This window comes from Embleya sp. NPDC056575 (assembly GCF_042793325.1).
GTDB lineage: Bacteria > Actinomycetota > Actinomycetes > Streptomycetales > Streptomycetaceae > Embleya.
The window spans coordinates 75,977-101,346 of record NZ_JBHTVA010000013.1; the positions used below are offsets into that span (position 1 = coordinate 75,977).

The 25,370-nt window shown below is 71.5% G+C and carries 22 protein-coding genes and 1 CRISPR repeat array; of the genes, 6 read left to right on the forward strand and 16 right to left on the reverse strand.

Annotated features, from left to right (window positions below; translation table 11 throughout):
- Nucleotides 1-175: 175 nt before the first annotated feature.
- Both ACFRCG_RS12740 and ACFRCG_RS12745 read right to left on the reverse strand, forming a co-directional pair.
- Nucleotides 176-523: a hypothetical protein gene (locus ACFRCG_RS12740; RefSeq protein WP_380030851.1), complete on the reverse strand. Its 348-nt coding sequence runs from the start codon at nt 521-523 to the stop codon at nt 176-178.
- An 82-nt stretch (nt 524-605) separates the two neighbouring features.
- Nucleotides 606-1,511: a hypothetical protein gene (locus ACFRCG_RS12745; RefSeq protein ID WP_380030852.1), complete on the reverse strand. Its 906-nt coding sequence runs from the start codon at nt 1,509-1,511 to the stop codon at nt 606-608.
- Nucleotides 1,512-2,161: 650 nt separating this feature from the next.
- Here ACFRCG_RS12745 and ACFRCG_RS12750 point away from each other — a divergent pair.
- Both ACFRCG_RS12750 and ACFRCG_RS12755 read left to right on the forward strand, forming a co-directional pair.
- Nucleotides 2,162-2,413, forward strand: coding sequence for a hypothetical protein (locus ACFRCG_RS12750; RefSeq protein ID WP_380030853.1), 252 nt, complete (start codon nt 2,162-2,164; stop codon nt 2,411-2,413).
- A 12-nt stretch (nt 2,414-2,425) separates the two neighbouring features.
- Nucleotides 2,426-3,520 (forward strand): response regulator, encoded by a 1,095-nt coding sequence (locus ACFRCG_RS12755; protein WP_380030854.1) that lies wholly within the window; start codon nt 2,426-2,428, stop codon nt 3,518-3,520.
- Nucleotides 3,521-3,878: 358 nt separating this feature from the next.
- Here the strand turns inward: ACFRCG_RS12755 and ACFRCG_RS12760 are convergent, their stop codons facing one another.
- Nucleotides 3,879-4,181, reverse strand: coding sequence for a hypothetical protein (locus ACFRCG_RS12760; protein WP_380030855.1), 303 nt, complete (start codon nt 4,179-4,181; stop codon nt 3,879-3,881).
- A 397-nt stretch (nt 4,182-4,578) separates the two neighbouring features.
- Between ACFRCG_RS12760 and ACFRCG_RS12765 the strand changes: the two genes are divergently transcribed.
- From ACFRCG_RS12765 to ACFRCG_RS12780, 4 genes are all read left to right on the forward strand, one after another.
- The gene (locus ACFRCG_RS12765) at nt 4,579-5,781 is read left to right on the forward strand and encodes a methyltransferase domain-containing protein (protein ID WP_380030856.1); all 1,203 of its coding nucleotides are present in this window, start codon (nt 4,579-4,581) and stop codon (nt 5,779-5,781) included.
- The gene (locus tag ACFRCG_RS12770; RefSeq protein ID WP_380030857.1) at nt 5,781-5,981 is read left to right on the forward strand and encodes a hypothetical protein; all 201 of its coding nucleotides are present in this window, start codon (nt 5,781-5,783) and stop codon (nt 5,979-5,981) included. Before ACFRCG_RS12765 ends, ACFRCG_RS12770 begins: the two co-directional genes overlap by 1 nt.
- A 286-nt stretch (nt 5,982-6,267) precedes the next feature.
- A CRISPR array of direct repeats spans nt 6,268-7,089; the repeat unit is 28 nt; unit sequence GGCTCACCCCCACCTGCGTGGGGACTTC.
- A gap of 629 nt (nt 7,090-7,718) precedes the next feature.
- Nucleotides 7,719-8,123: a hypothetical protein gene (locus ACFRCG_RS12775; protein WP_380030858.1), complete on the forward strand. Its 405-nt coding sequence runs from the start codon at nt 7,719-7,721 to the stop codon at nt 8,121-8,123.
- The gene (locus ACFRCG_RS12780; protein ID WP_380030859.1) at nt 8,124-9,599 is read left to right on the forward strand and encodes a DNA/RNA helicase domain-containing protein; all 1,476 of its coding nucleotides are present in this window, start codon (nt 8,124-8,126) and stop codon (nt 9,597-9,599) included.
- A gap of 1,109 nt (nt 9,600-10,708) precedes the next feature.
- Here ACFRCG_RS12780 and ACFRCG_RS12785 read toward each other — a convergent pair.
- The 13 genes from ACFRCG_RS12785 to ACFRCG_RS12845 form a co-directional block, all read right to left on the reverse strand.
- Complete coding sequence (locus tag ACFRCG_RS12785) at nt 10,709-11,917, reverse strand: hypothetical protein (protein ID WP_380030860.1); 1,209 nt, start codon at nt 11,915-11,917, stop codon at nt 10,709-10,711.
- A gap of 251 nt (nt 11,918-12,168) precedes the next feature.
- Entirely contained in the window at nt 12,169-12,969 is an 801-nt protein-coding gene (locus ACFRCG_RS12790) for an ATP/GTP-binding protein (protein WP_380030861.1), read from the reverse strand.
- Nucleotides 12,970-13,001: 32 nt separating this feature from the next.
- A complete protein-coding gene (locus ACFRCG_RS12795; protein WP_380030862.1) occupies nt 13,002-13,538 on the reverse strand; it encodes a hypothetical protein in 537 nt (178 codons plus the stop codon).
- 150 nt (nt 13,539-13,688) lie between these two features.
- Complete coding sequence (locus ACFRCG_RS12800; protein ID WP_380030864.1) at nt 13,689-17,939, reverse strand: LysM peptidoglycan-binding domain-containing protein; 4,251 nt, start codon at nt 17,937-17,939, stop codon at nt 13,689-13,691.
- On the reverse strand, nt 17,936-18,340 hold the full coding sequence (locus ACFRCG_RS12805; protein ID WP_380030865.1) for a pilus assembly protein TadG-related protein: 405 nt from the start codon (nt 18,338-18,340) through the stop codon (nt 17,936-17,938). The genes ACFRCG_RS12800 and ACFRCG_RS12805 overlap by 4 nt, the downstream gene beginning before the upstream one ends.
- 284 nt (nt 18,341-18,624) lie before the next feature.
- On the reverse strand, nt 18,625-19,158 hold the full coding sequence (locus ACFRCG_RS12810; RefSeq protein WP_380030866.1) for a TadE/TadG family type IV pilus assembly protein: 534 nt from the start codon (nt 19,156-19,158) through the stop codon (nt 18,625-18,627).
- A 78-nt stretch (nt 19,159-19,236) separates the two neighbouring features.
- The gene (locus ACFRCG_RS12815; protein WP_380030867.1) at nt 19,237-19,665 is read right to left on the reverse strand and encodes a TadE/TadG family type IV pilus assembly protein; all 429 of its coding nucleotides are present in this window, start codon (nt 19,663-19,665) and stop codon (nt 19,237-19,239) included.
- Nucleotide 19,666: 1 nt separating this feature from the next.
- Complete coding sequence (locus ACFRCG_RS12820) at nt 19,667-19,879, reverse strand: hypothetical protein (RefSeq protein ID WP_380030869.1); 213 nt, start codon at nt 19,877-19,879, stop codon at nt 19,667-19,669.
- 60 nt (nt 19,880-19,939) lie between these two features.
- Nucleotides 19,940-20,830, reverse strand: coding sequence for a type II secretion system F family protein (locus ACFRCG_RS12825; RefSeq protein WP_380030870.1), 891 nt, complete (start codon nt 20,828-20,830; stop codon nt 19,940-19,942).
- On the reverse strand, nt 20,827-21,753 hold the full coding sequence (locus ACFRCG_RS12830) for a type II secretion system F family protein (protein WP_380030871.1): 927 nt from the start codon (nt 21,751-21,753) through the stop codon (nt 20,827-20,829). Before ACFRCG_RS12830 ends, ACFRCG_RS12825 begins: the two co-directional genes overlap by 4 nt.
- Nucleotides 21,750-23,366: a CpaF family protein gene (locus tag ACFRCG_RS12835; RefSeq protein ID WP_380030872.1), complete on the reverse strand. Its 1,617-nt coding sequence runs from the start codon at nt 23,364-23,366 to the stop codon at nt 21,750-21,752. Before ACFRCG_RS12835 ends, ACFRCG_RS12830 begins: the two co-directional genes overlap by 4 nt.
- Entirely contained in the window at nt 23,356-24,216 is an 861-nt protein-coding gene (locus tag ACFRCG_RS12840) for a hypothetical protein (protein WP_380030873.1), read from the reverse strand. Before ACFRCG_RS12840 ends, ACFRCG_RS12835 begins: the two co-directional genes overlap by 11 nt.
- On the reverse strand, nt 24,213-24,914 hold the full coding sequence (locus ACFRCG_RS12845; protein ID WP_380030874.1) for an SAF domain-containing protein: 702 nt from the start codon (nt 24,912-24,914) through the stop codon (nt 24,213-24,215). Before ACFRCG_RS12845 ends, ACFRCG_RS12840 begins: the two co-directional genes overlap by 4 nt.
- Between the last annotated feature and the right edge of the window lie 456 nt (nt 24,915-25,370).

Here is a 25,370-nt window from a genome sequence, read left to right on the forward strand (position 1 = left end):
GGTCGCCGAAGGCGAACAGTTGGACGGCTGACGGCGGGCGGAGCGCTCCGCACCCGGCGGTGCGGGGCCTGCGGTGCGGGCGGTCGCTTCTGCGCCGTTTCGACCGTTGTCGAACCGGCGGCCGCTTCCCCCGGCACCGATGCGGACCGCCGCCCCGCCAGGGACACCGTCTCGCTCACGACCCCTCCCCCTGCCGCCGGGCACGCCGAACCGAGGTCAGGTCGTCCAACCGGCTGCGCAACTCGCGCTCGTCCCGGCCCGCCACGGCCATGTACGACGCCTGGACCTCACCCGCGTCGTCGAGGAAGTCCTCCATCACGTTCAGCGTCTCCGGCGCGAACGGGTCGGTGACCAGCCGATACGCGATCCGGTACGCCTGCCGCCGGGCCCGCGCCAGACACAGCTCGTCCGGGTCCAGGCCCTCGACACCGTCCCCGACGAGCCCGAAGTCCGGCTCGAAACCGTCGGGTTCGAAGCCACCTCCTTCGAACCCCTCGGGCAGTGACCACGTCGGCTCGGTCATCACCACTCCCCCACTGCGCCGGACGAACACCGACGAAGGTGCGCCCACGCGCGGGGATGTGACCGACCCGCACCCACCGATCTCAGGCGGCGCGCAGGGCGACATGCCCGGCCTCCCGCAACCGCCGCACCGCGCGGCTGTGCCGCTGCCGCAACGACGCGTACGAAATCCCCCGCGACGCCGCGATCTCCGCCACCGGCGGCGCGCTCTCGCGATAGTCCTGCGCCAACATCCGCGCCTGCTCCACGGTGAGCACGTCCGCCTCCACCGCCCCCACCAACAGCGCGATCAGATCCCCACGCGCGGCATCGACGGCGTGTACACCCGCCAACCGCCACTCCGACAGCGCCGAATCGCCCGCGTCGATGAGCCCCAACCGCACCGCACGCACCAACGCCGCCCCCGTGTCCAGCCGCGCCTCCACCGCGGGAAACGCCGCCGAAGCCCCCGTGTCGGCAGCCGGATCCGGCGTCAACACGAGCGCGACACGCGCCCGCCGCCCCGACCCGGTCCCGTAGACCACCCGGTGCAGGGTGTCGCAGGCCAGATTCGCCGCCACCCGCCCGGTCCGCCGCCGATACGGGTAGGTACGAATCACCTCGTACAAGCACCCGAGCACATGTCCGACCGCGTCGTCGAAGCTCTGCCCCACCACGCGCCGCGCCGACGCCAACCGCACCGCGTGCGGCAACATCTGCTGCACCAACACCCGACCCGCCAGCGCGTCCCCGGAGTCCGCGAGCGCCAACAACGCGATGAGCAAGGCATCCTGCGTGGCCGGCGCCGCCGAACTGATCCCCCGCTGAAGCGCCGCCAGATCCCCGTACGCGCCCAACACGGCGAACTCCCGCGCCCATGCGGCCAACGCGTCACCGCCGCGCACCCCGCACGCCAACCCGTCCCACTCGTCGTTCAACCGCCCGACCAGCCCCGACCGCAGCCGGGTACCGGAGTCCGACGAAGCGGCCCGCACCTCGCCGTCCGCCACGACCGAAGCCCGGGACCGTGCGTCGACCCGTGCGCCAACCCGCCCATCGCCTCGAGGCGTGGTCCGCGTCCGACTCCCCGTCATGTCCCGTGTGGCGGTTCGTACTGCCCCACCCCGTGTCTCGATCACCGCTGCTCCTCCCGTAGCCGATGCCGAGAACGCTGGCCGCCCCACCTAGCCCGTTGTCTGGCCCAATCAGGCATCAACGCAGGTCAGGGGCGGGCTAGAGGGAGAGGTGGCCGCACGGCAACGGCCGGGCAAGCAACCGGCGAGGGCGCCTCGACCGCGTCGTCCCGCTGCGCGCGTCCGGATCCGGACGCCGGGAACGGACCGGAACGGCGCAAACGGAGAGAACGGCGGCGGCCTCGCGTCCCGCGACCGAACGCGCCTGCGGCCGGGAACATGCCGCTCGACGTCGAGATGGGCCTCCGGCACGAGCCGACCGCGCGGAACGACCGTGCCGAGCACGATCGCGATCCCGGCTCCCGTCCGGTCGGACGCCGAATCGGGGGTGTTGCTCGTTCGTTGCCGAACGTGGGCCGAATTCCGTTGCGGGGCCTGCAACACACGCCGACCAAGCCAGAATCGTGTCCTCAGGCGCGACATCCGGCGTAGTCCGGCCGCGCACATCGGCGAACCGAGAAGAGGCCATGAACCGTCCCCTGTTATCCCTCCGCGCAGCCCTCGTCTTCCTCTTCGCGGGGTTGACCGGTGCCGGGAGCGGCGTGCTGACCGCCATGTCGGGCTCGGGCAACGCGCAGTCATTGCTCTACGGCGCGACGGTATTCGGGTTGGCGGTGAGCTTCTTCGACCGAATCATCGGCCCGGGGCACGAGTGCGCCGCTCCCGTCACGGGGCCCTCGACCGGGGAACCGGTTCATCTGCCCTCCATCCGCGACTGACGGGGGGGACGCATGGGATCGCTCCGTCCCTTGGACGCGGGAATCACCAAGGAATGCCGCGACTTCGCCGAAGCTCTCCGGTGCCTGTTCGGCATGCTCGACGTCTCCGTTCGCGGTTACGGCGCACAGCGCTTCCGCGACGCCGGGAGCATCTCCCGGTTCCTCGGCGGCGCGCGCATCCCGCCCTGGAAGTTCGTCGCCGAGCTTCTCGAGGACGTCGCCGAACACCAGGGACATCCGGTGCCGCCGGAGGAAGCGGCGCGAGTACGACGTCTCCACCGGGCGGCACTACGACACAGCGGAGCAGCGGCCGGCCCGGTCAAGGCCGCGCTCGAACTCCAACTCGCGGAAGCCGAACTGGACGCCCGACGATCGACCGTGGAGGAGGGAGTGATCGGCGACGCCCTCCTCGACCGCAGTCACCGAATCGTCGAACTCGAGGCACGCCTGACGCGTCTCGAGGCGACCTGGGCCGGACCGGAGCCCCCTCCACACCACACCGTCCTGGAATCGGAGCACGGCGCACTCGCGACCCAGGTACGCAGGCTCACGGCCGAACTCGAGACCGCCCGACGCAGGGGAATGGACGCCGAGGCACGCTGCGACCTCCTGGAACGTCAACTCGCCGCGCTGGAACGCACCTGGCCCCGCCCCGCCGGTTCGACCACTTCGACCACTTCGACCACTTCGACCATCGGAGCACAACCCAAGATCCTGCTGGTCGACGACCAGCCGAACAACCTCCTGGCACTGGAGGAGGTCGTCGCCGCGCCGGGCCACGACGTCGTCTCCGTCAGGTCGGGGCAGGAGGCGCTCAAAGCCCTCCTCGACCACGACGACTTCGCGGTGATCATCCTCGACGTCCAGATGCCGGGCATGGACGGCTACGAGACGGCGGCCCACATCAAACGACGATCCCGAACCCGCAACATCCCCATCATCTTCCTGACCGCGATGGGCCTCGACGCCGAACACTCGATCCGCGGCTACTCGGCGGGTGCCGTCGACTACATCGTCAAGCCCTTCGACCCGTGGGCACTCCGAGCCAAGGTCGCCGTGTTCATCGAAATCCATCTGGAACGCCGCGAACGCGGCACAAGCCCATAAGCCCGATCGCTGGAAGCGGAGTTCGCCCCGGCGAACCCCTGCCAGCCACCGTGTCTGAAGGAATCCGCCATATGCGGCACGGCGGAGCGATAACAACTGCTGCTCTCCTGGCTGCCTCCGAGCGAGATTCGCGCCGTTGACCTCCCCACGCCTCACCTCCACCCGCGTGGGGACTTCTCACGTTGCCTGCCCCCGGAGCGGGCGTCGGTCCTTGCCGGCCGCCTCCGCAGCGAGCACACCGAGTGGGTCGAGGGCGTGGCCCGGGAAGTGGCCGTCGCGCCGCGGACCTGGCGTGACCACGTCGCCGCGGCGCTCGGCATGGGCGTGCCGGCCGACGGCGACCTGTACCGGGTGTAGGTCACGTCACCCGGACGCCCTGCTTGGGTGGGGCGTCGGGCATGAAGAAGCCCCACCGATCTCGCCGTCCAGGGTCGCTGTCGTCGGACCGAGCACGTCGCCCAGGAGCGTGCGGTCCGGGGTAGGCGGGCGTGATGTCCACGCCGGACCGGGAGCGCAGCAGGATCGAGCCGTCCCCGGGCAGATACGCCGTCGCGCGTTGCCCGTCCCACTTGGTCTCCGCCAACCATTGATCGTCCTCATCCAGGGTGGGCGCGTTGCCAGGCGTCGCGAGCATGGGGGCGATCCGAGGCAACGTGACCATGATCGGGACGTTCGTCGTGTCCCCGAACGCTCACACCGCTGCGACATCGTTCTCCCTCGGATGGCATATACGACGTCGCACTCGGCACGTGGCCGATCGGCGGCCAAGGCGAGACTTCCCGACAACGGCACTCGACTCGTCCCGCTTCGCAGGGGATTCCGTCGCACCGCACACGGTCCTACGGTGGACGGGTACCGCATCCGTCACGGACCGTGTCGGCGCTCGCCGGGGCGCATGCCCCGCGCAACGGATGCTGCCGACTGCTGCGAAGGAGTCGAACATGGGTGATCACTCCAGCCCCATCGAGAAGGACGGGAACCAGCCCGGTCGGCCGATACCGCCGCCGATCCTGCCCGACAAGCCGCCGAACCCCGGAACTCCCACAAAGGACAAGTGAGTGACGAGTGAAGCAGCGGAGCGGGCCCCCGAGGGTTTGCTCCGGCTCCTGGAGCGGGTGACGGGTCCGTTGCCGGCTCCCTGGCGCGACGCGTTCGAGCGCGTTCCCCGTGCCGCGTTCCTGCCGGACGTCGTCTGGGTGCAACTCGCCGACGGGCTGCCGGATCACGTGCCGTGCGACCGGGCGAGGGATCCCGAGCGCTGGGAGGCGGAGGCGTGGTCGGACGCGCCGGTGGTGATCCAGGTCCGCGACGGCCGCGACGCCGGGCCGGGGGAGCCGGCCTGGCCCTCGTCGTCGGTCTCCCAACCGTCCATCGTCGCGGCCACCTTGATGACCCTCGACGTCGCGGACGGACACCGCGTGCTGGAGATCGGCACCGGTGGCGGCTGGAACGCGGGACTGCTCGCCCATCGCCTGGGCGGGACGAACGTCGTCACGGTGGAGGTCGACGCGGAGTTGGCCGCGGCCGCCCGCGAACGGCTCGACGCACTCGGGCTCCGCCCCACCGTGGTGGCCGGCGACGGCGCCGAGGGGTGGGCTGCGGGCGCGCCGTACGACCGGATCGTCGGCACGTGTGCGGTGGCCCGCGTCCCGGCCGCGTGGCTCGGGCAGACGACGCCGGGCGGCCTGATCATCACCCCTTGGGCCACCGCGTGGGCCGCATACGGGAACCTCGTCCTGACACCGGATCACCACGGCGGCGCGCGCGGCCGGTTCGCGCACGGCGGGGCGTTCATGGCGATGCGCAGCCACCGCTCCCGCGTCCGCGACGTCGCCGCGACCGTGGTCGGACCGGGCGACGTCCCCGACACCGGCACCACCACGCTCTCCCCGTGGGACGTCGCGGGCGGCGACCGACGCGCCGAGGCGGTCATGGGCCTGATGCTGCCCGGCCTGCGCACACACTGGAACGACGACCCGGAACCGGGCGACGACTTCCGGTCCCGGTTGTGGATCTGGGACGACGCACTGACCTCTTGGGCCACGGTCGACTACGACGGCCGCCAACTCGACACCTTCCACGTCCGCCAGCACGGGCCCCGACGCCTGTGGGAGGAAACCGCGGCGGCCTGGTCCTGGTGGACGGACGCGGACCGACCGGCGTTCGACACCTTCGGCCTCGACGTCGGCGTAGACGGCACCCAGACCGTGTGGTGTGGCGAACCCGGCGGCCCGTCGTGGCCGGTCCCGTCGGGCGGTTGATGCCGAACGCGGTACCGACCCCGCCACTCGACACCGGCGCCCGACTCGGCGAGCTGTGCGCAATGCGGCTGGACGACTTGGCAGCCGACCGAGAAGGCGTGGTGATCACCCGCCGGCTCCAGGCCCGTTCGGTGAGCCCACCGGTCACCTCGCGGGCGGCGATCCGGGGGTGGTCGAACAGCACCCGGTGCCTGCGGTAGTGCGCCAGCCCGGCCAGGTCCAGGATTTCAACGACCGCGCGCTCAACCCGCCCCGTCGTACCTGGCACCAGCGAGCTGGTCGACCGGTGCGGGGGCGGCGCATCCGCTCCGGCTCCATCGACGGGGTGAGTACGGCGGCCGTCGCGCGGGTCGCCGCGACCCGTTCGGCCAGGCCGGGTCGGCCGCGAGAACGTGGCCTCCACCGCTGCCGCGTCGACTGTGCCCGAATCACCCACGTCAATGGGGTGACAACCTGGAGGAAGCCCGGAGATATCAGCCATTGCGGCAGCTCACCCCCACCTGCGTGGGGACTTCCTTCAAGGCGCTGGCGAGGAGCGTCGCCACGGCGGCTCACCCCCACCTGCGTGGGGACTTCAAGGCCGGGCCGTATCTCCGCGACACGTGGGGCGGCTCACCCCCACCTGCGTGGGGACTTCTACATCATCGATCGCGCGGAGGAAGCGCGAGCTGGCTCACCCCCACCTGCGTGGGGACTTCTCGGGCTGACGCCGGCCAGGGTCCTGATGCGGCGGCTCACCCCCACCTGCGTGGGGACTTCGGCACATCACCCGAGGCATCGAACCGAGGAGACGGCTCACCCCCACCTGCGTGGGGACTTCTCGACCCGGGTCCGGGACCCGATCGGTGCAGCCGGCTCACCCCCACCTGCGTGGGGACTTCGGCGCCGACGAGATCACCCTGGTGGACGTCTCCGGCTCACCCCCACCTGCGTGGGGACTTCGCAGGGCGAGTGGGTCGACCGGTCGACCCGGTCGGCTCACCCCCACCTGCGTGGGGACTTCGGCACGCGGCGGTCGACCGCGCCGCGCAGCTGCGGCTCACCCCCACCTGCGTGGGGACTTCCGAGACGATCTCGTCGCGGGACTCGACGAGTGCGGCTCACCCCCACCTGCGTGGGGACTTCAGACCCGCGTTGCGTGCGGCGGTCTTGATCTCCGGCTCACCCCCACCTGCGTGGGGACTTCAGACGTGCAACCTGTTCCCGCTCCAAATGCCCCGGCTCACCCCCACCTGCGTGGGGACTTCCACCTACGCGAACACGGGGCGATCACCACCCACGGCTCACCCCCACCTGCGTGGGGACTTCCCTTCTTGACCTGTAGGTTCTCGAGGGCTTTGCTGATTCGTGATCTCACGAAGGTCATTGCGGCAAGATCTCTGCCTGTATTCGCTTTCGGGCGACAACCGGGCCCAAGAAAGCGGCAATATTGCATGGTTCGCCCGGGTGGCGGCCATAGCTGTTGAGCGTTTGGTGGCGTCTTAAACAGTGGCCCCAGAGGACGGTCCCGGTGGCGTATCCACGCTGATTGAATCCGGGCATGGGCATGCGGCAAGCATACGAACTCGGGATCGAGTCGGATACATCGAGCAGATGGGTGTCCAGGGGCTCAGGAGCCGGGGCTGGAGAGGGTTCGGTGGCCGGGTCCGACCTCCTCAAGGTGGGATCGACTCGCCGCCGGTTCGTCCGCCTCACGATGTCTGTAACACACTGGGACAACGGAGAACGGCGTGGTTCGGGAAGACGCGCGCTACACGGGATCCGCTGACGCGAAACCGACCAGCCAGGTGTCGCCAAGTCGAGTAGACCGACTCCGGCACCTCATCGTCGCGCGATGCCGACCCTTGGTCGCTCAGGCCACCGCTCTCGACCTGCCGACCGTGTGGCTCACCATGGGGCGTCCGAAGTGTCCGCCTGTTCTGATAGACAACGCCTTCATGAGCGCACCCAGGAGCGTCTTCAGCGGAACGATCGCCGAAGCGGCAGGGCTTCCGATCGACGACCTCGTATCCCGCTCCGCACGGGAGTTTCGACGCCTTCGCCGCGAGTCGGTCGGCGCGTCCGAACGAAAGAGCTGGCAAAACAGTTGGCCGCCGCTGTTGGCCGCGCTTCGCGACGCGGGATTGGGTGACCTGCACCTGCTGCTCGAATACGAGCTGCCGGGCACTCAACTACGCCTGGACGCCCTCCTCCTGGGCGACTCCGTCTCCGTCGGCCGCCTCGGGGCGCTGGTCATAGAGCTCAAGCAGTGGTCGCATGCGGTGGCCGTTCCTCGGATGTCGGGCGTGGTGGAGGTCTCCGGGAGGCAGGTGTCACATCCCGCGCGACAGGTCGGGGCGTAGGTGAACTACCTCCGCAACTGGGTCGATCCGGCCGTCCCGCTCGACGTGCGCGGCATCGCGATCCTGCACAACGCCTCCAACGACCTCATCAACGAACTCCGCCGGCAGGTCGCAGGCGGCCCCAGCGCCGACTTCCACCTGCTCGGAGCCGACGACCTCGCCGCCGGCCACCTGACTCGTCACCTGTTCCCGAACTCCGGCGTCCCCCCACGGCTTTCACCAGCCGAAGCTCTCCTGGCGCAGCTCCTCAGCACGCCGTATCGGCCTTCGCGCAAACTCCTGAAGCGCATGCAGGGCACGATCCGGGCGCACGACCGGTTTCAACTCGTCGAGAATCAGGACCTCGCCCGACAACGCATCCTGCGCGTCGCCCGCCATGACCCGGACCGACCCAACGGCTCGGTGGTCGTCGTCAAAGGAGGCCCCGGCACCGGCAAGACCGCCATCGCCACCCGCGTGCTCGCCGACCTGTGTGGATTCGAACACGCCAACCCACGCCTCATGTCGCCCTCGGGCACCGTGACGCAGCAACTGCAGCGTGCCCTCGGCGAGGACGCCACCGGGCTGATCGCCACCCTGGGCTCAGGCCTCCCATCGGGGATCACCCGCGAGCACAGTGTCATCCTCCTCGACGAGGCGCACCGGATCCGGCGTGGCGGCGGTGTCCTGGAGGCGATGATCGAGCGCTGCGCCGCGACCGTTTTCTTCCTGGACGAGCGCCAGATCATCCGACCCGGCGAGGGCGTTACATCGGACGAACTCCGGACTCTGGCCGCTTGGGCCGGGCGTGCCTTCGAACCCGTGGACCTCACCGTGCAGTTCCGATGCGGTGGCTCCCGGCTGTACCAAGAATCGGTCGACGCCTTCTTCGACCGCGACGGCCACGCCCACCCATGGTCGGGGGGAACCGAGGACTACGACGTCGCCGTCGCCGACTCCCCGCTTCAACTCGACGCGTGGACCGCGGCACACGACGAGGGAGGCGAAGGCGCCGTCGCCCGGATCACCGCCGGGTTCTGTTGGGAGTGGACGCGTGCCGACCGCCCACCGCTGGCCCCGGACGTTTCGATCACCTGGGCCGACGCCGCCGGAACGCAACGCTGGTCTTGCCCCTGGAACAGCGGATTCTCCACGAACGCCCACGAGGGCGTCCCCGGTCGGGTGTTCTGGGGCACCGACCCGGGCGGCCGCCGGCAAGTCGGCTGCATCTACACCGCCCAGGGCATGGAATACGAGTACTCGGCCGTCATCATGGGCCCCGACCTCATCCGTACGCCCGACGGGTGGCAGGCGAGCCCCGCATGCAGCCACGATCCCGTCATGAGGAACGTCACTGCCGAGGAGTATCTGCCGTACGCCCTCAACACCTACCGCGTACTCGCCACCCGCGGCATCCTCGGCACCCGCCTGTACTCCACCGACCCACAGACACAGGCGTACCTGAAGTCACTCATGCCAGTCCGCACGAACGCATAGAAGTCGAAGGCAACGACCGGCGTCCGACCACGATCCCAGGGCCGGCCATCGCCACGGTCACGCAAGCCTCGTTGCAGCAGCCCACCCACTTCGTCGGGGACTTCACCCGCTGCGGCACCACGGTTGACGCAGGCGACGGCTCGCGCTCACTCGCGTAGGGAACTTCAAGTGGGAGCTCCATGCCGCATTGTCAAGATCTCCCGATGGCCGACCGACCGCAGTCCACAAGGCCGTGGTCTCAAACCGCACGGACGGTCTCTTCCGGACCGAGATCGCGGCAATCGTCGGGGTGAGTGTGTCTCGGATCACCGACATCCTGAAGGCGTCCGGCGGTACGAGCCAACGAGCCTGATGCGTCGGTTCAAAACGGCATGGCGAGCAACGCGCGGGCCCGGTGTTGTCGGTGTCGGGTGCAGTCGGGCGCGCATGGTCATGTGGTGTGCGTCCACGCGTCGTGGATAGTCCAGCATCTGCGCGGGATCATCCCTGTATGCGCGGGAAACAGCGAGTTCCGGGCGCTCCGGACGGAGTTCAGGTCGAACCATCCCGCGTGCGCAGGGATCGAGGCGATCGCCGTGCACTGTGCGGGCGGGACCATCCCCGCGTGCGCGGGGAGCAGTGGTTTGCGTCGTGCCTCAGGCGGCGGCCCCGGGGACCATCCCCGCGTGCGCGGGGAGCAGGCTTGGTGACCTGCGCCTTTAGTTCTGGACGAGTGTGTTTCTGAGTAGTTTCATTGAGTCGGGCATCAGTGATGTTTCATTGCCAATGGGCCAGTGTGATGTGCATGGCACATCTGTCGCATTCCAGTCATAATAAGCACGGATGGCGGTCATGATCTCGGCTCCTCGTACATCGGGATCAGCAACGTAAGCAGCTCAACTCCCCACTTGTGTGGGGACTTCGGTTGTCGGCCTGCGAACTTTGGGGCTTTTGCCTAGTCATGATGCAGATCGCATCGATACGGTGGGATTTTTTATGATTCGTCCCTTGAGTCACGAGTCATGAGAGACAGCGCTGCTACGGGCGGGGGTTGCGGTGGTCGTCGGACGCGTTGGTGGGGCTGTGTAGCGAGGTCTTCGCTGATGCCGCCGTTGGAATCAGGCCAGGGGCTACCGGACGGCGATCAGGGTGGGTAGGGCGCCGGTGCTGTTGGCGGGGTGTGGGAGGACGGTGATCTTGGTTGGGGTGGCGCCTGGGGTGTCCAGGCGTAGGTCGTACAGAGCCGAGTCCACGCTCGTTGCCTCGGCGATGAACAGGATGGATTTGGCGTCGGGGGCCAAGTTCGCTTCGGTGATGTTGCGTTCGTTGCCTGGCGGGAGGAGGCTTTCCACGTTCGTCACCGAGGCGAATCCGTCCGCGAAGGTCACCCGGTACAGGGAACGTCTGTCGGCACACACGAGCGTGTTCGGTCCCGGCCAGAAGCGTGGCGCACAACCGTCAGGGATCGTTTCGGCGCCGGGCAGGGCCTTTTCCGCGTAGCGGCGTTCTCCGATCCTCGGGCCGTCGGTCTCCTCTTGGCCATTGCGCACCAGGCGTAGGCCGTACGTGGTGTTGTAGACGGCGGCGACCGTCCCCGTGGGGTTAATGGATTCAACGCCCGTGCTGCCCATTTCCCAGACGAGTGGCGACCACGGCGTGCTGTCGGGGGCCAGCAGGAATCCGTTGCCGGTCGAGCGACCGCGCTCCACCGCGGATGCCGGCGCCGCACGCGAATCTCGCGCAAGTATTCGACGGTCGCGGGTCTGGTACCACAGGCTGTTGTCGGGGGCGAAGACCGGACTTCCGTCCTGCGGCGCGGCGTCGAACGTGTCGGGTTGGGACGCCGGCCCGACGGCCCGGCCCGAGGCAAGGTCGAACGCGATCGCCCGCTTGCCCCGCGTCCCGGCAGGCGCGGTGCCGGCGACCATCGTGTAGTCCCGGTCGAACAGTTGGCGTACCTGTTGTTGGGAGCGGCGGATGGTGGAAGGCGAGCACAGATAGTCGGGTTTGCCTCCTTGGGGCGTGAAGGAGATCGAACGCTCCCCGGTGGCGCGACCCGTTGTTCGAGAGTACGAGGCGAGGGCCGCCCCGGCCGAAGTCGGCCCACCGGCCGTGCCGTTGCACCACATCAGGGTCACCGTTCCCGGCCCGAAGAGTCCGGTCGAGCCACCGTTCGCGGCGGGCGGGGGCTGTCGCGCGGAATCGGCGGACGCCGCACCGGTAGCCGCCATGCCGGGAAGCGGCGCACCGCCTCCGCTGTCGCTGCAGGCTCCCAATAAGCCCACCATCAGCGACAGACCGGCTATCGCAATCCCGCCTTGCCATCGACGTTTCGTCATGACACCCCCATGTGATCAACTCATCGTAACGATGCCGGTGCTGGTGGTTGTTTTGGTTGGTTGTCGCTCGAGGAAATCCAGCTGTGGTGCGGTCGGTCGGGTTGGCCGGCAGCGGGCGCCGATCGAGCACGTACCACGGCGTCGGCTCCTGCGTGCGCCGGCGAAGCCGACAACCTTGCTGCGTCATCTCTCGCGCCCGGACATCGAGGCGTCGTCGCACTCCAGGCCCGTTGCCTGCTCTCCCGGCCGTTTCAGGAGGTAAGCGCCTGCATCTCGCCGGTGCGGATGCCGGGGATCGTGGTGGTCCGGGTGGTGGCGAGGGTGCCGGTCTGGCCGCCGCCTGACCAGGTGATGGTCCAGTACGTGGTGGCCGTGACGGTGCGGACGCCGGGGTGGGTGTAGGTGTGGCCGCAGTTGGGGCTCGGGTGGGCGCCTTCGGCCGCGGTGTAGGGGGTTCCCGGGGTGGTGCAGGTGACGCGGGTGCCGTCGCCCATGTCCCAGACGATGTGATCCACCGTCGCGGTGGCGGTGACCGACAGACCCGGTACGGCGGCGGTTGCCGAGGTTGGGCCCCACGATGTCGGGGTGGCGTCGACCCAGAGCCAGGTGGGGAGTCCGACGAGGCCCGTCTTGCCGGGGCCGGGGGTGAGGTGGACGGTGGGTGCGTCGAGGAGGATTTGTGCGGAGGCGCGGGCGCCGAGTTCGGCGGGGGTGGGTGGTGTGGGCGCGGTGCCCGCGTTGCCGCCGCCGGGGTCGATGGTGTTCATGCACGAGGTCGCGTCCAGGACGACGGCGGCGCCGGGGCATTGGGTGTCGTTGGGATCCCTCGGATCCACCGGCGTCGGTGCCGGACCACTGCCGGTCCCCGTCGGCACGGTTGAACCCCCACCGGACGGCTGCCCACCGGGCTTGCTGGGTTGCCCCTGTCGTGACACGTCGATCGTGATGTTGTCCCGGGAGTCCTGCACCACACTGATGTCCGGCGGAGTAGTTGGTGGTGTGGTGGGATCCGTCGCTCCGGCCGTACCGGGGGTCAGAACAGCGGTCGTCACTGTTGCCGCGATCCCGACGCACCACCTGCGCATCAGCATGTGCGATCCCGTTGAGACCGGGCATCGGAGACGAGCCATGTCCCCGTCGTCTGCTGGACCGTGTAGACCTTGATGTAGCGGGTCGACTGCGTCGGGACCGGATAGGGCCGGCCATTTTCGCGGTAGACGACGACACGGCTTGAAATGTCCACACAATCCTCCAGAGTGATACTCGGCGGAGTGCTCGTCAGAGACAGCGTCGTGATTCGTGGGGCGCGAGTTCCGGGAGGACCTTGGATGATGGTGCCTTCGCGAGCGCTGTCATCGACCACGGCCCGGAGCAGAGTCACGGCGCGCGCCGTGGCAACGCCGGCAACGGCCGCCTCGTCGAAGGGCGCCCCCTCCTCAAGACGAGTCTGCAACGTGCGGTACTTGTCGTAGACCGCCAGCGCCTGGGCCCGAGCGTCGTCTTCACCGGACGGCGTGGGCGCCTGACTTGCCGAAGGTGCGGAGGTTGAACCTCTCTTGGGCGGCGCCTCGTCCTTATCGCTGCAGCCGGCGACCAATATCAGCACGGCTGTTGCGGCCACACCCATACGTTGCCTCACATGAACTCCCCCGATCGGCTGATCACACACCGTACCGAGAAGGTGTCCGACGGCCCATACTCGTGACCGCCTCCACCCCATGTGTGTGTGATTTCGGTTGCCTCCATCGAGCTGCGTCTCGGACATCCTCCGCTACCCCGCTGCGCGGGAGTTGGGGGCTTTGCGGCGGGCGTCGAGGAGGGAGCGTAGGAGGTGGATCGTGTCGTCTTCCATGTCGCAGCCGAGGTCGTCCAGGAGGCGGTTGAGGCGGGCGGCGTAGGCCTCCAACTCGGCGATGTCGCCGGACAGGTAGGCAGTGCGGAACATCAGGCGGTAGAGCATCTCGGACTCGGGGCATACCTCGAGGCCCTTGCCGAGGGCGAGTTTGGCGCCTCTGACGTCGCCGTCGCGCAGCCGGAGTTCGCCCAGGCGGGCGGCGACGTCGACGATCGAGGACGTCATGTCCTGGCGCAGGTACTCGGCCCAGATGTAGCGGCGCGGGCTGGTGCCGCCGAAGGGGCGGCCGCGGACCATGGACAGGGCCGTGGTCAGGTCGGGGCCGCCGAGTGGGCCCAGGCGCATGCCCTTGCGGGCCAGCCGTTGGAAGCGGGTCCAGTCGCAGGTCACGCCTGGGGCGAAGCGGTATCCGCCGTCGCCGATCATCGGCAGGTAGGGGTCGCCGTGGGGGTCGTGGCCCAGCCAGCGGCGGAGTTTGCTCATCGCGGTGTGCCGGTTGGTCGCGGAGGCGCTGTCGGGCCAGATCGCCGCGTCGACGTCGTTGTGGCCCAGGCCAGGGTTGAGGACGAGGAAGGCGGCGAGTTCGGTGAGTCGGGCGCGCTTGCTGGCCTCGGCCGGGTCGCCCACGCCGACGATTTCGACCGGGCCGAGGACGCGGATCTCCGGTCCGGGGTGACGGGCGGTGGGGACGCCGGTCAGCGTCGATTCGCCGTCGGTGCGCGTGGATGTGGATGCGGTCGCGGGCATCGGGGACGTGGATTCGGCAGGTGCGGCGGAGTCCGTCGCGGTGGGCGTGTTCGTCGCGGGCAGGATCGTGGATGACGTTGCCGCCATCGTCTCCTCCCAGGCTTGGGCCCAGGCGGCGTCCTCGTCGTCGGGTGTCGGCAGGGAGTCCAACCAGGCGGTGACGTCGGCGTGGTCGCTCGGGGTCGGCGAGGTCGCCGGGGCCGCGTCGACCGAGCCGCCGTCGTCTCCGGTTTCGGGTTCGCCGGAGCCGAGGAAGGACCTGAACGGCGCGACGGACGGGACGGGCGGAACGGATGGCGCAGCGTGCCCCGGGTCGACGTCGGCGTTCGCCTCCGGGATGTCCGCTTCCTCGTCCGATTCGGTGTCGGTTCGGGGCTCCGCTTCGGGAGTCGGGTCCGCCTCGGGTTCCGGGGCGGGTTGCCCGGGCTCCTTGGCCGTCGTCTCGACGGCGGATTCCGTTCCCCGGTCTGCGTCGTGGGGGACGGCCTCGGCCGCGTCCATTGGTGCCGACTCAGGCGCGGGCTCGGTTGCCCCCGCTTCGTCGGTGGCGACGATGTCGTCGCCTCCGGACGTCGTGTCGTCGTTCGCGACGGGCGCCACCACGCCGATCGTCGGCTGGTGGGTGGGCTTCGTCGGTGGGGTCGATGCGGTGAGGCCCACCGGGATCGGGAACGCCGGTACGGCGGTCGGTGCGCCCGGTGTGGCCGTGACTTCTCGGTCGGAGACCGGTTCGATGTAGGTCGTCACGGTTACGGGACCCCGCTGGGACGCGGTGGGTGGCGCGGGGCTGACGGCCTCCCCCGGCGCGGTCGTCCCGTCCGGTGCCGGACCGCTCGACGCCTCCTCGTGGGGCTCCGCCGGGACGTGCCCCTTCGTGTCGGCCGCTGCGGTGAAGATGCCCACCAGCGCGGCGAGTTCCTCGTCCGGCAGGCGGTGGATGGTGACGTCGCCCTCGACGCCCGCCAGCGCGGTCGGGTCGGGGCCGGTGGGCAGGGTGTACCAGTGTTCGGGGGTCTCGACGCCGTCCGCCGCCGGGGCCACGACGGTCCACGCGGTGCGGACCCCCTGTGCCTCTAGGCGTCGCAGTGCGGCGATCGCGTCGGCGTCGAGGGGTTCCCGGGACAGCACGATCTCCGGCGGCCACGTGTCGGGCGCGGCGCCGATCGTGCGGGCGGCGCGGGCGGACGGGGTGTACTCGCGGGTCAGGACCTCCGCGCACGCGTCGTGCCAGCCGGCCAGCCGGGACAGCGCCTCGGTGAGCGACGCGACACGGGAAATCCGCTGTCCCGGGAGGGATTCGAGGGAGCCGAGGTCGTCGTCGAGGCCGACGGCGGTGACCGAGACGTCCTCGCCGCGCGGTCCGGTCAGCAGTGCCACGGCCAGCGTGCGCAGGATCTGCCGCCGCTGCTCCGGGGTGCCGTCGAGGACGGTGACGGGGCACGACTCCAGGTCGAGGAGGATCTCGCCCACCCCCGTACGCCCGACCGGGGTCAGGGTCGGGCAAGGCGCAGGCAAGGCCCGGGCGCGGTCGGCACTCACCAGGGGCGCGTCGACCGGGCAGAACCAGCGGGTGGTGTCGCCGTCGACGGCGTTGAACGGGGCGATGGGCGGTTCGGCGGTACGCAGGCGCAGTTCGAGGCCGGCGACGGTGAGGTGGCCGGTGGTGAAGGCGGGCATCCGGCGACCCGCGTCGGCGAGTTCGATGCCCACGGTGCTCAGGGCGAGGTCGAGGAACTCGGCGCCTTCGGGGCGTTCGGCCGCGCGCAGGCGCTGTTCGTACTCGGCCGGCCCGGAGGCGGGCACGGTGATGCGGTGGTGGGCCCGGCGCTGCCGCTGCTGGAGGCGGCGGCGCACGCCGACGGCGGCGATCAGTCCGGCGCCAGCGAGCGCGCCGACACCGATGCCGATCGGGAGCAGCGCCGATTCGTCGTCGCCGTCCTCGTCGACGGTGGTCGTGGTGCCGGGTGCGGCGGGAGCGGCCGGGGCCGTTGGTGCCGTCGGGGTGTCGGCGGCGGGCGGGCGGGTCGCGGGTGCCTCGGCGCGCGGCGGCGCCGGCGGCGCTTGGGCCGTGTCGTCGGGGGCGGGCCGTCGTCCGGTCGGATCCTGCACGGGCGGTGCGGACGCCTGGGCGGGCGGGGGCTGTTCGGCGGTGGGTGGCTGACTCGTCGGTGCCTGGCCGGTCGGTACCCGACCTGCCGGCGTCTGCGCGGGTGGAGCCTGCCCGGTGGGCACTTGATCGGTCGACGTCCGACCGGGCGGTGTCCGCCCGGCGGGCGCCCCACCCCCCGCGTCCTGCCCCGCGGGCGCCCCATCCGGTGCAGTCGCCGTGTCCGGCACCGCCGGGGCGGTCGGCTTGTCGGGCGTCGCGCCGGGATCACTCGCCGGGGGCGCCGGCGGCACCGCGGGCGGAGCGTCCGCGTCGGTCCGCGCGCCCGGGGCGTCCGGTGTCGGCGCGATCCGCGTGTCCGGGCCGGCGGGCAGGACCAGTACCCAGCCGGTCTCGATGACGTCCGGATCGGACAGGCTGCCTCCGTCGGCCTGGGCCCGCCCCTTGTTCGCCTCGAACAGCGGCGCCCAGTCGGCGTCGCCGAGTTCGCGGTGGGCGATGTCGGAGAGGGTGTCCCCGGCGCGCACGGTGACGGTCCGGGGCGCATCCTCGGCGGGCGCCCGCGCGGGAGCGACGGGGTCGGGGGTCGTCCCGCCGGCGGCGGGCGGCGCGGTGGTCCGAGCCCCGGCCGGCATCCGCAGGATCCAACCCACGTCGATGTCGTCCGCGGCGCGGAAGGTGTGCCCGTCGGTCATCACCCGGCCGTCGTTCAGGGACGCGATCTCCTGCCAGCGGGCGCCGTCCCCCAGGGTGCGTTCCGCGATGTCCCAGAGCGTGTCCCCGCGTTGCACGGTGTACGTCGGCCCCTCCGCCGCCACCGCCCCGGCACGCGCGACGACCGGCGCGGCCGGCCCGCCCGAGTCGACCCCCGTCGGCGCGGACACCGCCGCCACCGGGGCCGCGTGGGAGGCCAGCGCGGGTCCGGCGGACACGGTCAGCGCCAGCCCGCCCAGCAGGAACGCGGCCAGGCGCTGGCTCCACCGGAATCCCCGAACCGCCCGGCGGGTTCGCCCGCGCAGCGCGGCCGGGATCTCCCACAGCAGCGCCCCGGCCACCATCACCCACGCGAGCCAGCCCACCGCGAGCACGACGACGTAGGCGACGCCGGCGTCGGCGGGGCGTTCCAGGAGCGCGTCGAAGGTGAGGTCGTCGCGGTCGGGGAAGCGGGAGGAGAGCGTGCGTGTGGCCAGGTACAGGACGGTGGGCATCGCGGCCAGGACCGCGACCAGCGCCAGCAGGCTCGCGAGTGCCCGCAGGGGTGCGGCGGGGCTGCGGCGTCGTTGGTCGGGGGTGGGGCGGCGGGTGGCGGTCATGGTGTGTTGCCCTCCGGTGCGAGAACGCCGTGGACGAGGGTGACCCGGGCGGTGGCGGAGACGGATCCGTCGGTGAGCATCCCGCTGAAGACGGGGTGGAACGGGACGGTGACGGTGACGGTGAGCGTGACGCGGTCCGCGCCGACCGAGACGGTGCCGTTCGCGCCCGCGCGGGCCAGGTAGGCGCGGGCGGTGGCGGCCGGTACGGCGGGGTCCGGGGTCATGTGGATCGCGCCGTCCTGGATCGCGGCGGCGGGGTCGATGGATTGGGCGGCGGCGCGGGCGGCCTCGGCCGCGAGGCCGTCGGCGCGTTGCGCCGCGCGCAGTCGTCCGCCGCCGTCCACGACCAGCGCGATCAGCAGGAGGACGGCGATCGCGACGCCCGCGAACAGCAGGCTCACGCTGCCCTCGTCGCGCGGGCCGGAACGCCGCCGCGCCCCGGAAAGCCGTCCGGAGCCGCGACCTCCGGTTTGTCTCGAGCCCCGGTCGCGCCCCGACTCCCGGGCGGGTTCCGGGGCTTCGGTACTTTCCCGGACTTCGGCGTGTCCGGGTACTTCGGACCGCAGCCGCGCCTCGGGACTCCTGCGGACAGCCGGCCACGACATCCGGGCGACCCCGCCTGCGTCGGCTCCCCCGACGCGACCACGCCGCGTCCCCCGTCCCCGGTGCTCCGGGCCGACGCCGCTCATCCTCGTGCCCGATAGGTGTCCAGCGGCGACACGAACGTGGATGTCATCGACTTGGTCCCCAGGTTCGGCAGGCCGGGCGCGGCGAGGTCGCCGAGCGGGAGGCGGCAGGTGACGGTCGCGGTGACGGAGGCGGCGGTGCCCACCGGCGCGGCGAACCCGGACGTGTCCACGCTCACGGTCGTGCTCGCGCAGTGCAGCCCCTGCTGCGACAGGGTGGCCCCGGCGGCCGCGGTGGCCCGGCTCTGCGCGTCGCCGGGTGTGCGGGCGGACGTGGCGGCGCGGGCGGCGGCCTTGGCGGCGGCGTCCACGGCCGACCCGGCGAGCGTGACGCGGCCGGCCAGTACGCCCAGGATCAGGAGCGCGAGCAACGCGGGGACCAGGATGGCCACTTCGAGGGTGACCGAACCCGCGTCCCGACGATCCGCGAGGCGGGCGCACCGCATGGGTGCCGGCGGGGGCGCGAGCCGCGGCGCGGGCTTCGCGCTCTCGGGGTGGCTTTCGGGTCGCGGACGGGAGCGTCGGTTCGACACGGGCGTGGTCCTCCTCTCCATGAAGCGGGTCGGCAACAGGTCTTCGGACTCAGGGCTTCGGGGCCCGGGGTTCACCACTCACGGCCCGATCGGGCTCCACCGCTCCACCGGCGCCTGCGCGTCCTGCGTGATCGTGATGTCGGGCAGCAACGGCACGATCGACAGGCACCGGGCGGTGACGCGCACCCGAACCGTGTCCGCCGTGCTTCCCGCGGTGGACACGCTCGGACCGCGCAGCCCGAGGTTGTCCGCCGCCTGCCGCGCCCGTTCGGCCGCCGTCTGCGGCGTGCCGATCCGGTACGCGCGGCCCGACTCGACGCCCTCGCGGGCCGCCGCCAGGGCGGCCTCGCGGGCGAACCACCACAGGCAGCCCTGCAGAGTGACCAGGATCAGGACGAGAACGACCGGCATCAGGATGGCCAGTTGCAGCGAGGTGGTCCCCGAGTCGGCGGGCAATTCCCGATACCGCCGGCGCAGTCGACCGAACGGGCGGAGCAGGCGGGACACGTCAGAACCCGCCGATGATCGAGATCTTCCCGTTCACGACCTTGGTGATGACCGCGATCAGTCCGACCGCGAGCACCCCCACGCCGGCCGCGATCAGGGCGACCTCCAGGCTGGTGAGCCCGGCGTCGGAGCCTTCCTCGTCGACCTTGCGCCGGTAGCGGTCGCGCACGTTCAGGGCCACGGTCAAAACAAAGTGGAGCGCGGCGTCGTACATGGTTCCCTCCGTTGGTTGTTCGGTGGTCCGGGGTCCGGATCGCGGCGATGCGCGGGGGGTTCAGATCGCCACGATCTGGAGGATGGCGGGCATGCCCAGGAAGATCGTCAGCAGGATCACCAGGACGGTGCCCGGCACCACGAGGCGTTCGGAGTCGGTGTTGGCGCGTTCGTGTTCCGCCGACAGCAGTTCGGTGCGCAGGGCGGCGGCGCGGGCGCGCAGGGTGCCGTAGACGGCGGCGCCCTCGACGCCGGCGAGTTCGATGATGTCGGCCACGTCGGCGAGTTCGGGCAGGTCCAGGTCGCCGGCGAGGTCGCGCAGCGCCTGCCAGGGGTCGGCGCCGTGTGCCCGGGCGCGGGCGAGCGCGTCCTGGATCCGCAGGAACGCCCACCCGTTGCCCACGCGGGCGGCGTTCTCCAGCGCCTCGGCGGGTCCGGCGTCCCCGGCCCGCTGGAGCGCGACCAGGTCGAGGTAGGTGGCGGCGGCGTGTTGGAACTCCACCCGCGCGGCCTTCGCCTTGACCGCGAGTTCGCGGTCGGGCGTCTGCCACATGACCACCGCCAGGACCAGGCACGCGCCGACGGGGATGACGAACGGCAGCGCGATCCCGAGCATGGACACGGCGGTGGAGAACAGGATCGGCAGGAGGATGCCGAGCAGGCCCATCGCGGCCTTGGTGCGCAGGTGGTCGCCCGCGCTCTGGCCGACCAGGGCCAGGCGGGTGTGCGGGACGGACACGCCCGGCACCCGCTGGGCGAGCCGGGCGAGCGCGTCGCCGAAGGCGCTGTCCGTGCCGGTGTCGCGGGCGGCGATCGCGGCGGCGGTCGGCCGCCCGGTCAGGCGATCCGCGGCGGCGGTCAGGTCCGGTGGCGCGGGCCGCAGTTCGCGGATCAGCAGCGCGACGCCGGCGCCGACCAGGGCCCCGGGGATCAGGTACCAGGTTTCGATCATCGGGCCGCCTCCGGTTCGGCGACCGGGGCCACGACCGTGACGACGCTGCGCTCGTCGTGGACCAGGATCCGCGGCGCGGGCTTGTACGCGGTCACCGACCGCATCCACAGCAGGACGCCGGTGAAGCAGGCCATCAGCACGATCAGGGACGTCTGTCCGATCGCGCTCGCGTAGGGCTTGGCGTAGTCGCGGTTGAACGCCATCAGGCCGCCCATCGCGACGGTGAGGTAGGTGATCCACCGGACCGTGGCGCGGGCGCTGGCGCGGTCGGCCTCGATGGAGCGTCGCTGGCGTACCTCCTCGCGCACGGTCGTGGCGAAGTCCCGTAGCGCCACGGCCAGTCCGGGGCCGCGGTCGTCCGCGCGCAGGATCAGCGCGGCGGCGATCTTGTCGGCGGTGGCGTCGCGGAACGCGTCGGCGAAGCGGTACAGGGCGTCCGCCGGGCGCCACTGGGCCTGCAGCCGCGAGACCAGGTCGCCGACCTCGGCCTCGATGGGCGCCGGGCAGGTGCCGCGCGAGGTGAGGATGGCGTTCTCCAGGCCGGCGCCGAGTTCGACCAGGTCGGCCAGGCGACGGGTCCACTCGGCGAGCGCGTCGAGCCGGTCGATGCCGGTGTAGTCGGCCCGGGTCGGGGCCATCAACCACGGCCAGCCGAGCACCGCGACCGGCACCAGGACCACCGCGACCAGCCATCCGGTGACCAACCACGCCGCGACACCGGCGACTGCGGCCACGACGCGGCGGACGTTGCGGGCGCGCACGGCGGCCGGCGACAGCGGCGGGCGGACCCGGCGGGTCCGGCCCGGTCGGGGCGGGGCGTCGACGTCGGTGCCGCGCCACCCCCACCACAGCAGGACGAGTCCGGCGGTGACCACCGCCGTGCACACCCCGGCCCACAGGGCCTGTGCGTCCATGTCGGTCATCCCCCCACGAGATGCATCGGCGCCCACTGCGGGGCGGCGTTGAGCCACAGCGGGTCGAAGCCCGCCCGGCGCAGCGTCGCGGCGTCGGTGGGCGCGGTGAGCGGTACCGCCCGCGGGTCGTCGCCGCGCGGCCCGAACACGGTGTTGGTGGCGGGGCGTCCGTTCTCGCCCATGCCGGCCATCTGCAGGACGTGCGAGACGAAGCGGTGTCGGCGCCCGCCGATGCCGCTCTCGTCGATCATGCGGACGAACACCAGGTAGTCGACGGCGTTGGCGGCCAGCCGGTAGGCGAGTCGGTCGCTCATGTGCTGTCCGTACTCCAGGCACAGCTCCGCGATCCGGTCGAAGATCATGTGTGGTTCGCGGACGTGGAGGGTGCACATGGAGCCGCCCTCGCCGTTGGTCATCACGCGCAGCATGGGCACGATCTCGCTGGAGCGGACCTCGCCGACGATCATGCGGGACAGGGTCATCCGCAGCGCCGGGGGGATCATGTCGCCGATGGTGATCTCGCCGGCGGAGCGGCCGTCGGCGCCGCGTTCGCCGTTGCCCTCGCGGGCCTCGAACGCGACGACCTGCTCCAGGTGGCCGAGTTCGTGCAGGAACAGTTCGTACTCGCTCTCCAGCGTGCCCACGCGTTCGGCCGCCGGGATCTCCCGGGCGAGGGCGCGCAGGAGCGAGGTCTTGCCGACGCCCTGGGTGCCGCAGATGATCACGTTCTTCTTGGCGCGGATCAACGCGCCCAGGAATCGGGCGAGTACGGGTTCGAGGGTGCCCCAGGCGACGAGGTCGTCCAGGGTCACGGTCTTGACCCGGTGCCGGCGGATGGTCACGCAGGTGTGCTGGGTGACCTCGATGACCGCCTGCAGGCGCGAACCGTCGGGCAGGCGCAGCGCCAGGAACGGCGACGACGTGGACAGGGTGCGTTCGCCCGCGCCGCTGCGGCGGGCGAGGTTGCGCAGGAGTTCGCGAAGTTCCTCGTCGGAGGCGGTGAGCGGGGCGACTCGGCGGCGGGGGCGGTCGGCGTAGTCGACCCACACGGTGGCGTAGCCGTTGATCAGGATGTTCTCGACGGCGTCGTCGTTGAGGTAGGGCTCCAGGGGGCCGGCACGGAAGAGCCAGTCGAACACCGCGCGGCCGTAGGCGCGGTCCTCCGCCGGGGTGGTGGCGGTGCCGCGTTCGCGGGCGGTGACGTCGGCCCATTCGGCGACGACCTGGGCGATGAGCGCGCGGCCGCGTTGTTCGCGGTCGGCCTCGGGCAGGCCGGGGCGGGCGCGGTCCTGTTCGTGCAGGCGTTCGGCGGCGCGTTCGCGCAGGACGCGGACGGCGGCGAGGTCCAGGACCAGTTGCGGCGCGGTGGAGCCGACGGCGGGGCCTGCGGCGGTGCCGGCTGTCGGGTCGGTCGCGGCGGGGGCGTGGGTGGTCGCGACGGGGCCGGTGGGGAAGGGGGTTCCCGCGTGGCCGGGCGCGGTGGGCGGGGCGGGGGCGCGGCCGGCGGGCAGCGGGGCGCCGGTGGGCGGCGGAGGGGGTGGTGGCGGAGGCGGGGCGGTCGTGCCGTTCGGCGGGGCGGCGGGGGTGGGGCGGTTGTGCAGGGGGGAGGCGTTACCCAACACGAGAGTGTTCCCCCGTTCCGGTCCAGGGGTTCGGACCGGTTCCGGGCCCGGTTCCCGGGGCCTGGAGGCGCAGTCGCCGGGTCCGGGCGTGGACCAGGATCTCGTCCGCGCCGGAGGCGATCTGCCGCATCAGGCGCGAGCGCATCGCGCGCTTGTCCACCTCGCCGCGCCCGTCGGACAACGCGTCGGCGGTCCGCGGGTCGTGCGGCAGCGACATCAGCAGCGGCAGGCCCAGCAACTTGGCGACCTCGCCCGCCGGATAGTCCGCGCCCTCGACCACGACCAGGCCCAGCGCGTCCGCCCCGGTGCCGTGGGCGTCCAGGTCCCGGCGCAGCGCCTCGACCCGAACGCGTGCCGCGGTGGCCGAGCGCAGCGTCCCGCGCGCGACGACCAGGACCACGTCGGCCCTGCGGGCCAGTACGGCGGAGGAGCCGAGGGTGCCGGAACGGCCCAGGTCCACGACCACGTCGTGCCCGATCTCCTGGCCTTCCAGCCAGGCCAGCAGCCGGGCCAGCGGCTCCCAGGTGTGCGCGAGCGAGGCGGCCTGGGCGAAGTCGACGAGCCCGGGCAGGAGCAGCCGGGTGCGGTCGCCGCCGGTGAGGTCGATCAGCTGCTGGAAGAAGAACTCGTCCAACTTGCCCTGCCGGTGGGCCAGTCCGAGCTGGTGCAGGCCGTACTGCGCCGACACGCGCCCGCGCAGCGCGCCGGCCAGGACCGCGCCGCCGTCCGGGTCGGCCTCCACCAGCACGACGCGGCCGGACGCGGACAACGGCCAGGACAGGGTCAGCCCGAGCGCCGTCGTGGTGGCGCCCGGCGCGCCGACTCCGCCGACCACGGCGACCACGGTCACGGGCGGGCCTCCGGCTGCAGGACGACCAGCGCGACGAGTTCGGTGGAGGCGCGTGCGGCGACGGTGGCCGCGTCCCCCTTGGGCACGGCGACGTCGACGACCACGCGCCCGGACTGGTCGGGCGCACCGACGGCGAACACGGTGGCGGCGACGGTCGCGGGCGGCGTCAGCGTCTGCCCCTTGGCCGCGTCCGACACCTTGCCCGGCGTCGACACCACCAGGACTCTGCGCCCCGGCTGCAGCGGCGTGGTCGGCAACTGCCCCGGCGTCAGGGCCATCCCGACCAGGATCTCGTCCGGCTGCAACACCAGCGCGTCGGTGACCTGCCCGCGCGCGATCAGCGTGTCCGGCCGCAACTCCACCGCGGCGCGCTTGCCCACCACCGCCCGCTTGTCCTTCGCCGAGACCGTCTGCACCCCGCCGCCGACCGACACCATCACGGTCCGCACGTCCGCGTCGCCGACCACCGCGCCGTAGGGCACGGTCCGTGCCACCGCGAGCACCTCGACCCGCTTGTCCTTCGCGGTGAACAACGCCGCCCCACCAACCCCGCCAACCGCGACGAGGGCCACCGCCAACGCCATCACCCCGGGCCGACGCCGACGCTGCCCCAACCCCTTGGGCGGCGTCACCAGCGAAACCCCCGGCGCGGCTTGGTCCCCCGCGTCCCGCCCCCGACGCGCCGTCGCGGATTTCACGCAGACTCCCCCTATATCCCGATACCCAACATCGGCGACCGAACAGGGCATAACGAATTCCCCTGTCGGACAAGCCAACATACTGTTTCAGCCAAGCGGACGCGATCGATCTGTGACGCAATCCCCACACCGGGTAGGTACACCGGACACCCCGACTGTGACAGCCCCCAGAAAAACCCCTCGACCGCCCACATCCCCCACGAACCACAGAAAACCCGGCCACCCCCACCGAATCCCCACACCCTCCAACTCCCGCCAACGGCAAGGGAGTCCCCCAGGGCCAACACACGAGACCCCCAGGGCCAGCTCATCCACTCAAACCCAACACAGAAAACCCAAAATCAACCAAACCAGCAACGAAGCCTCAACACCAATCCCCTAATCGACAAACACACCCACCGCAAGCAGACAATCCCATTGGCCACCCGAAAAACCCGCCATCGCCGGCCAACCAAA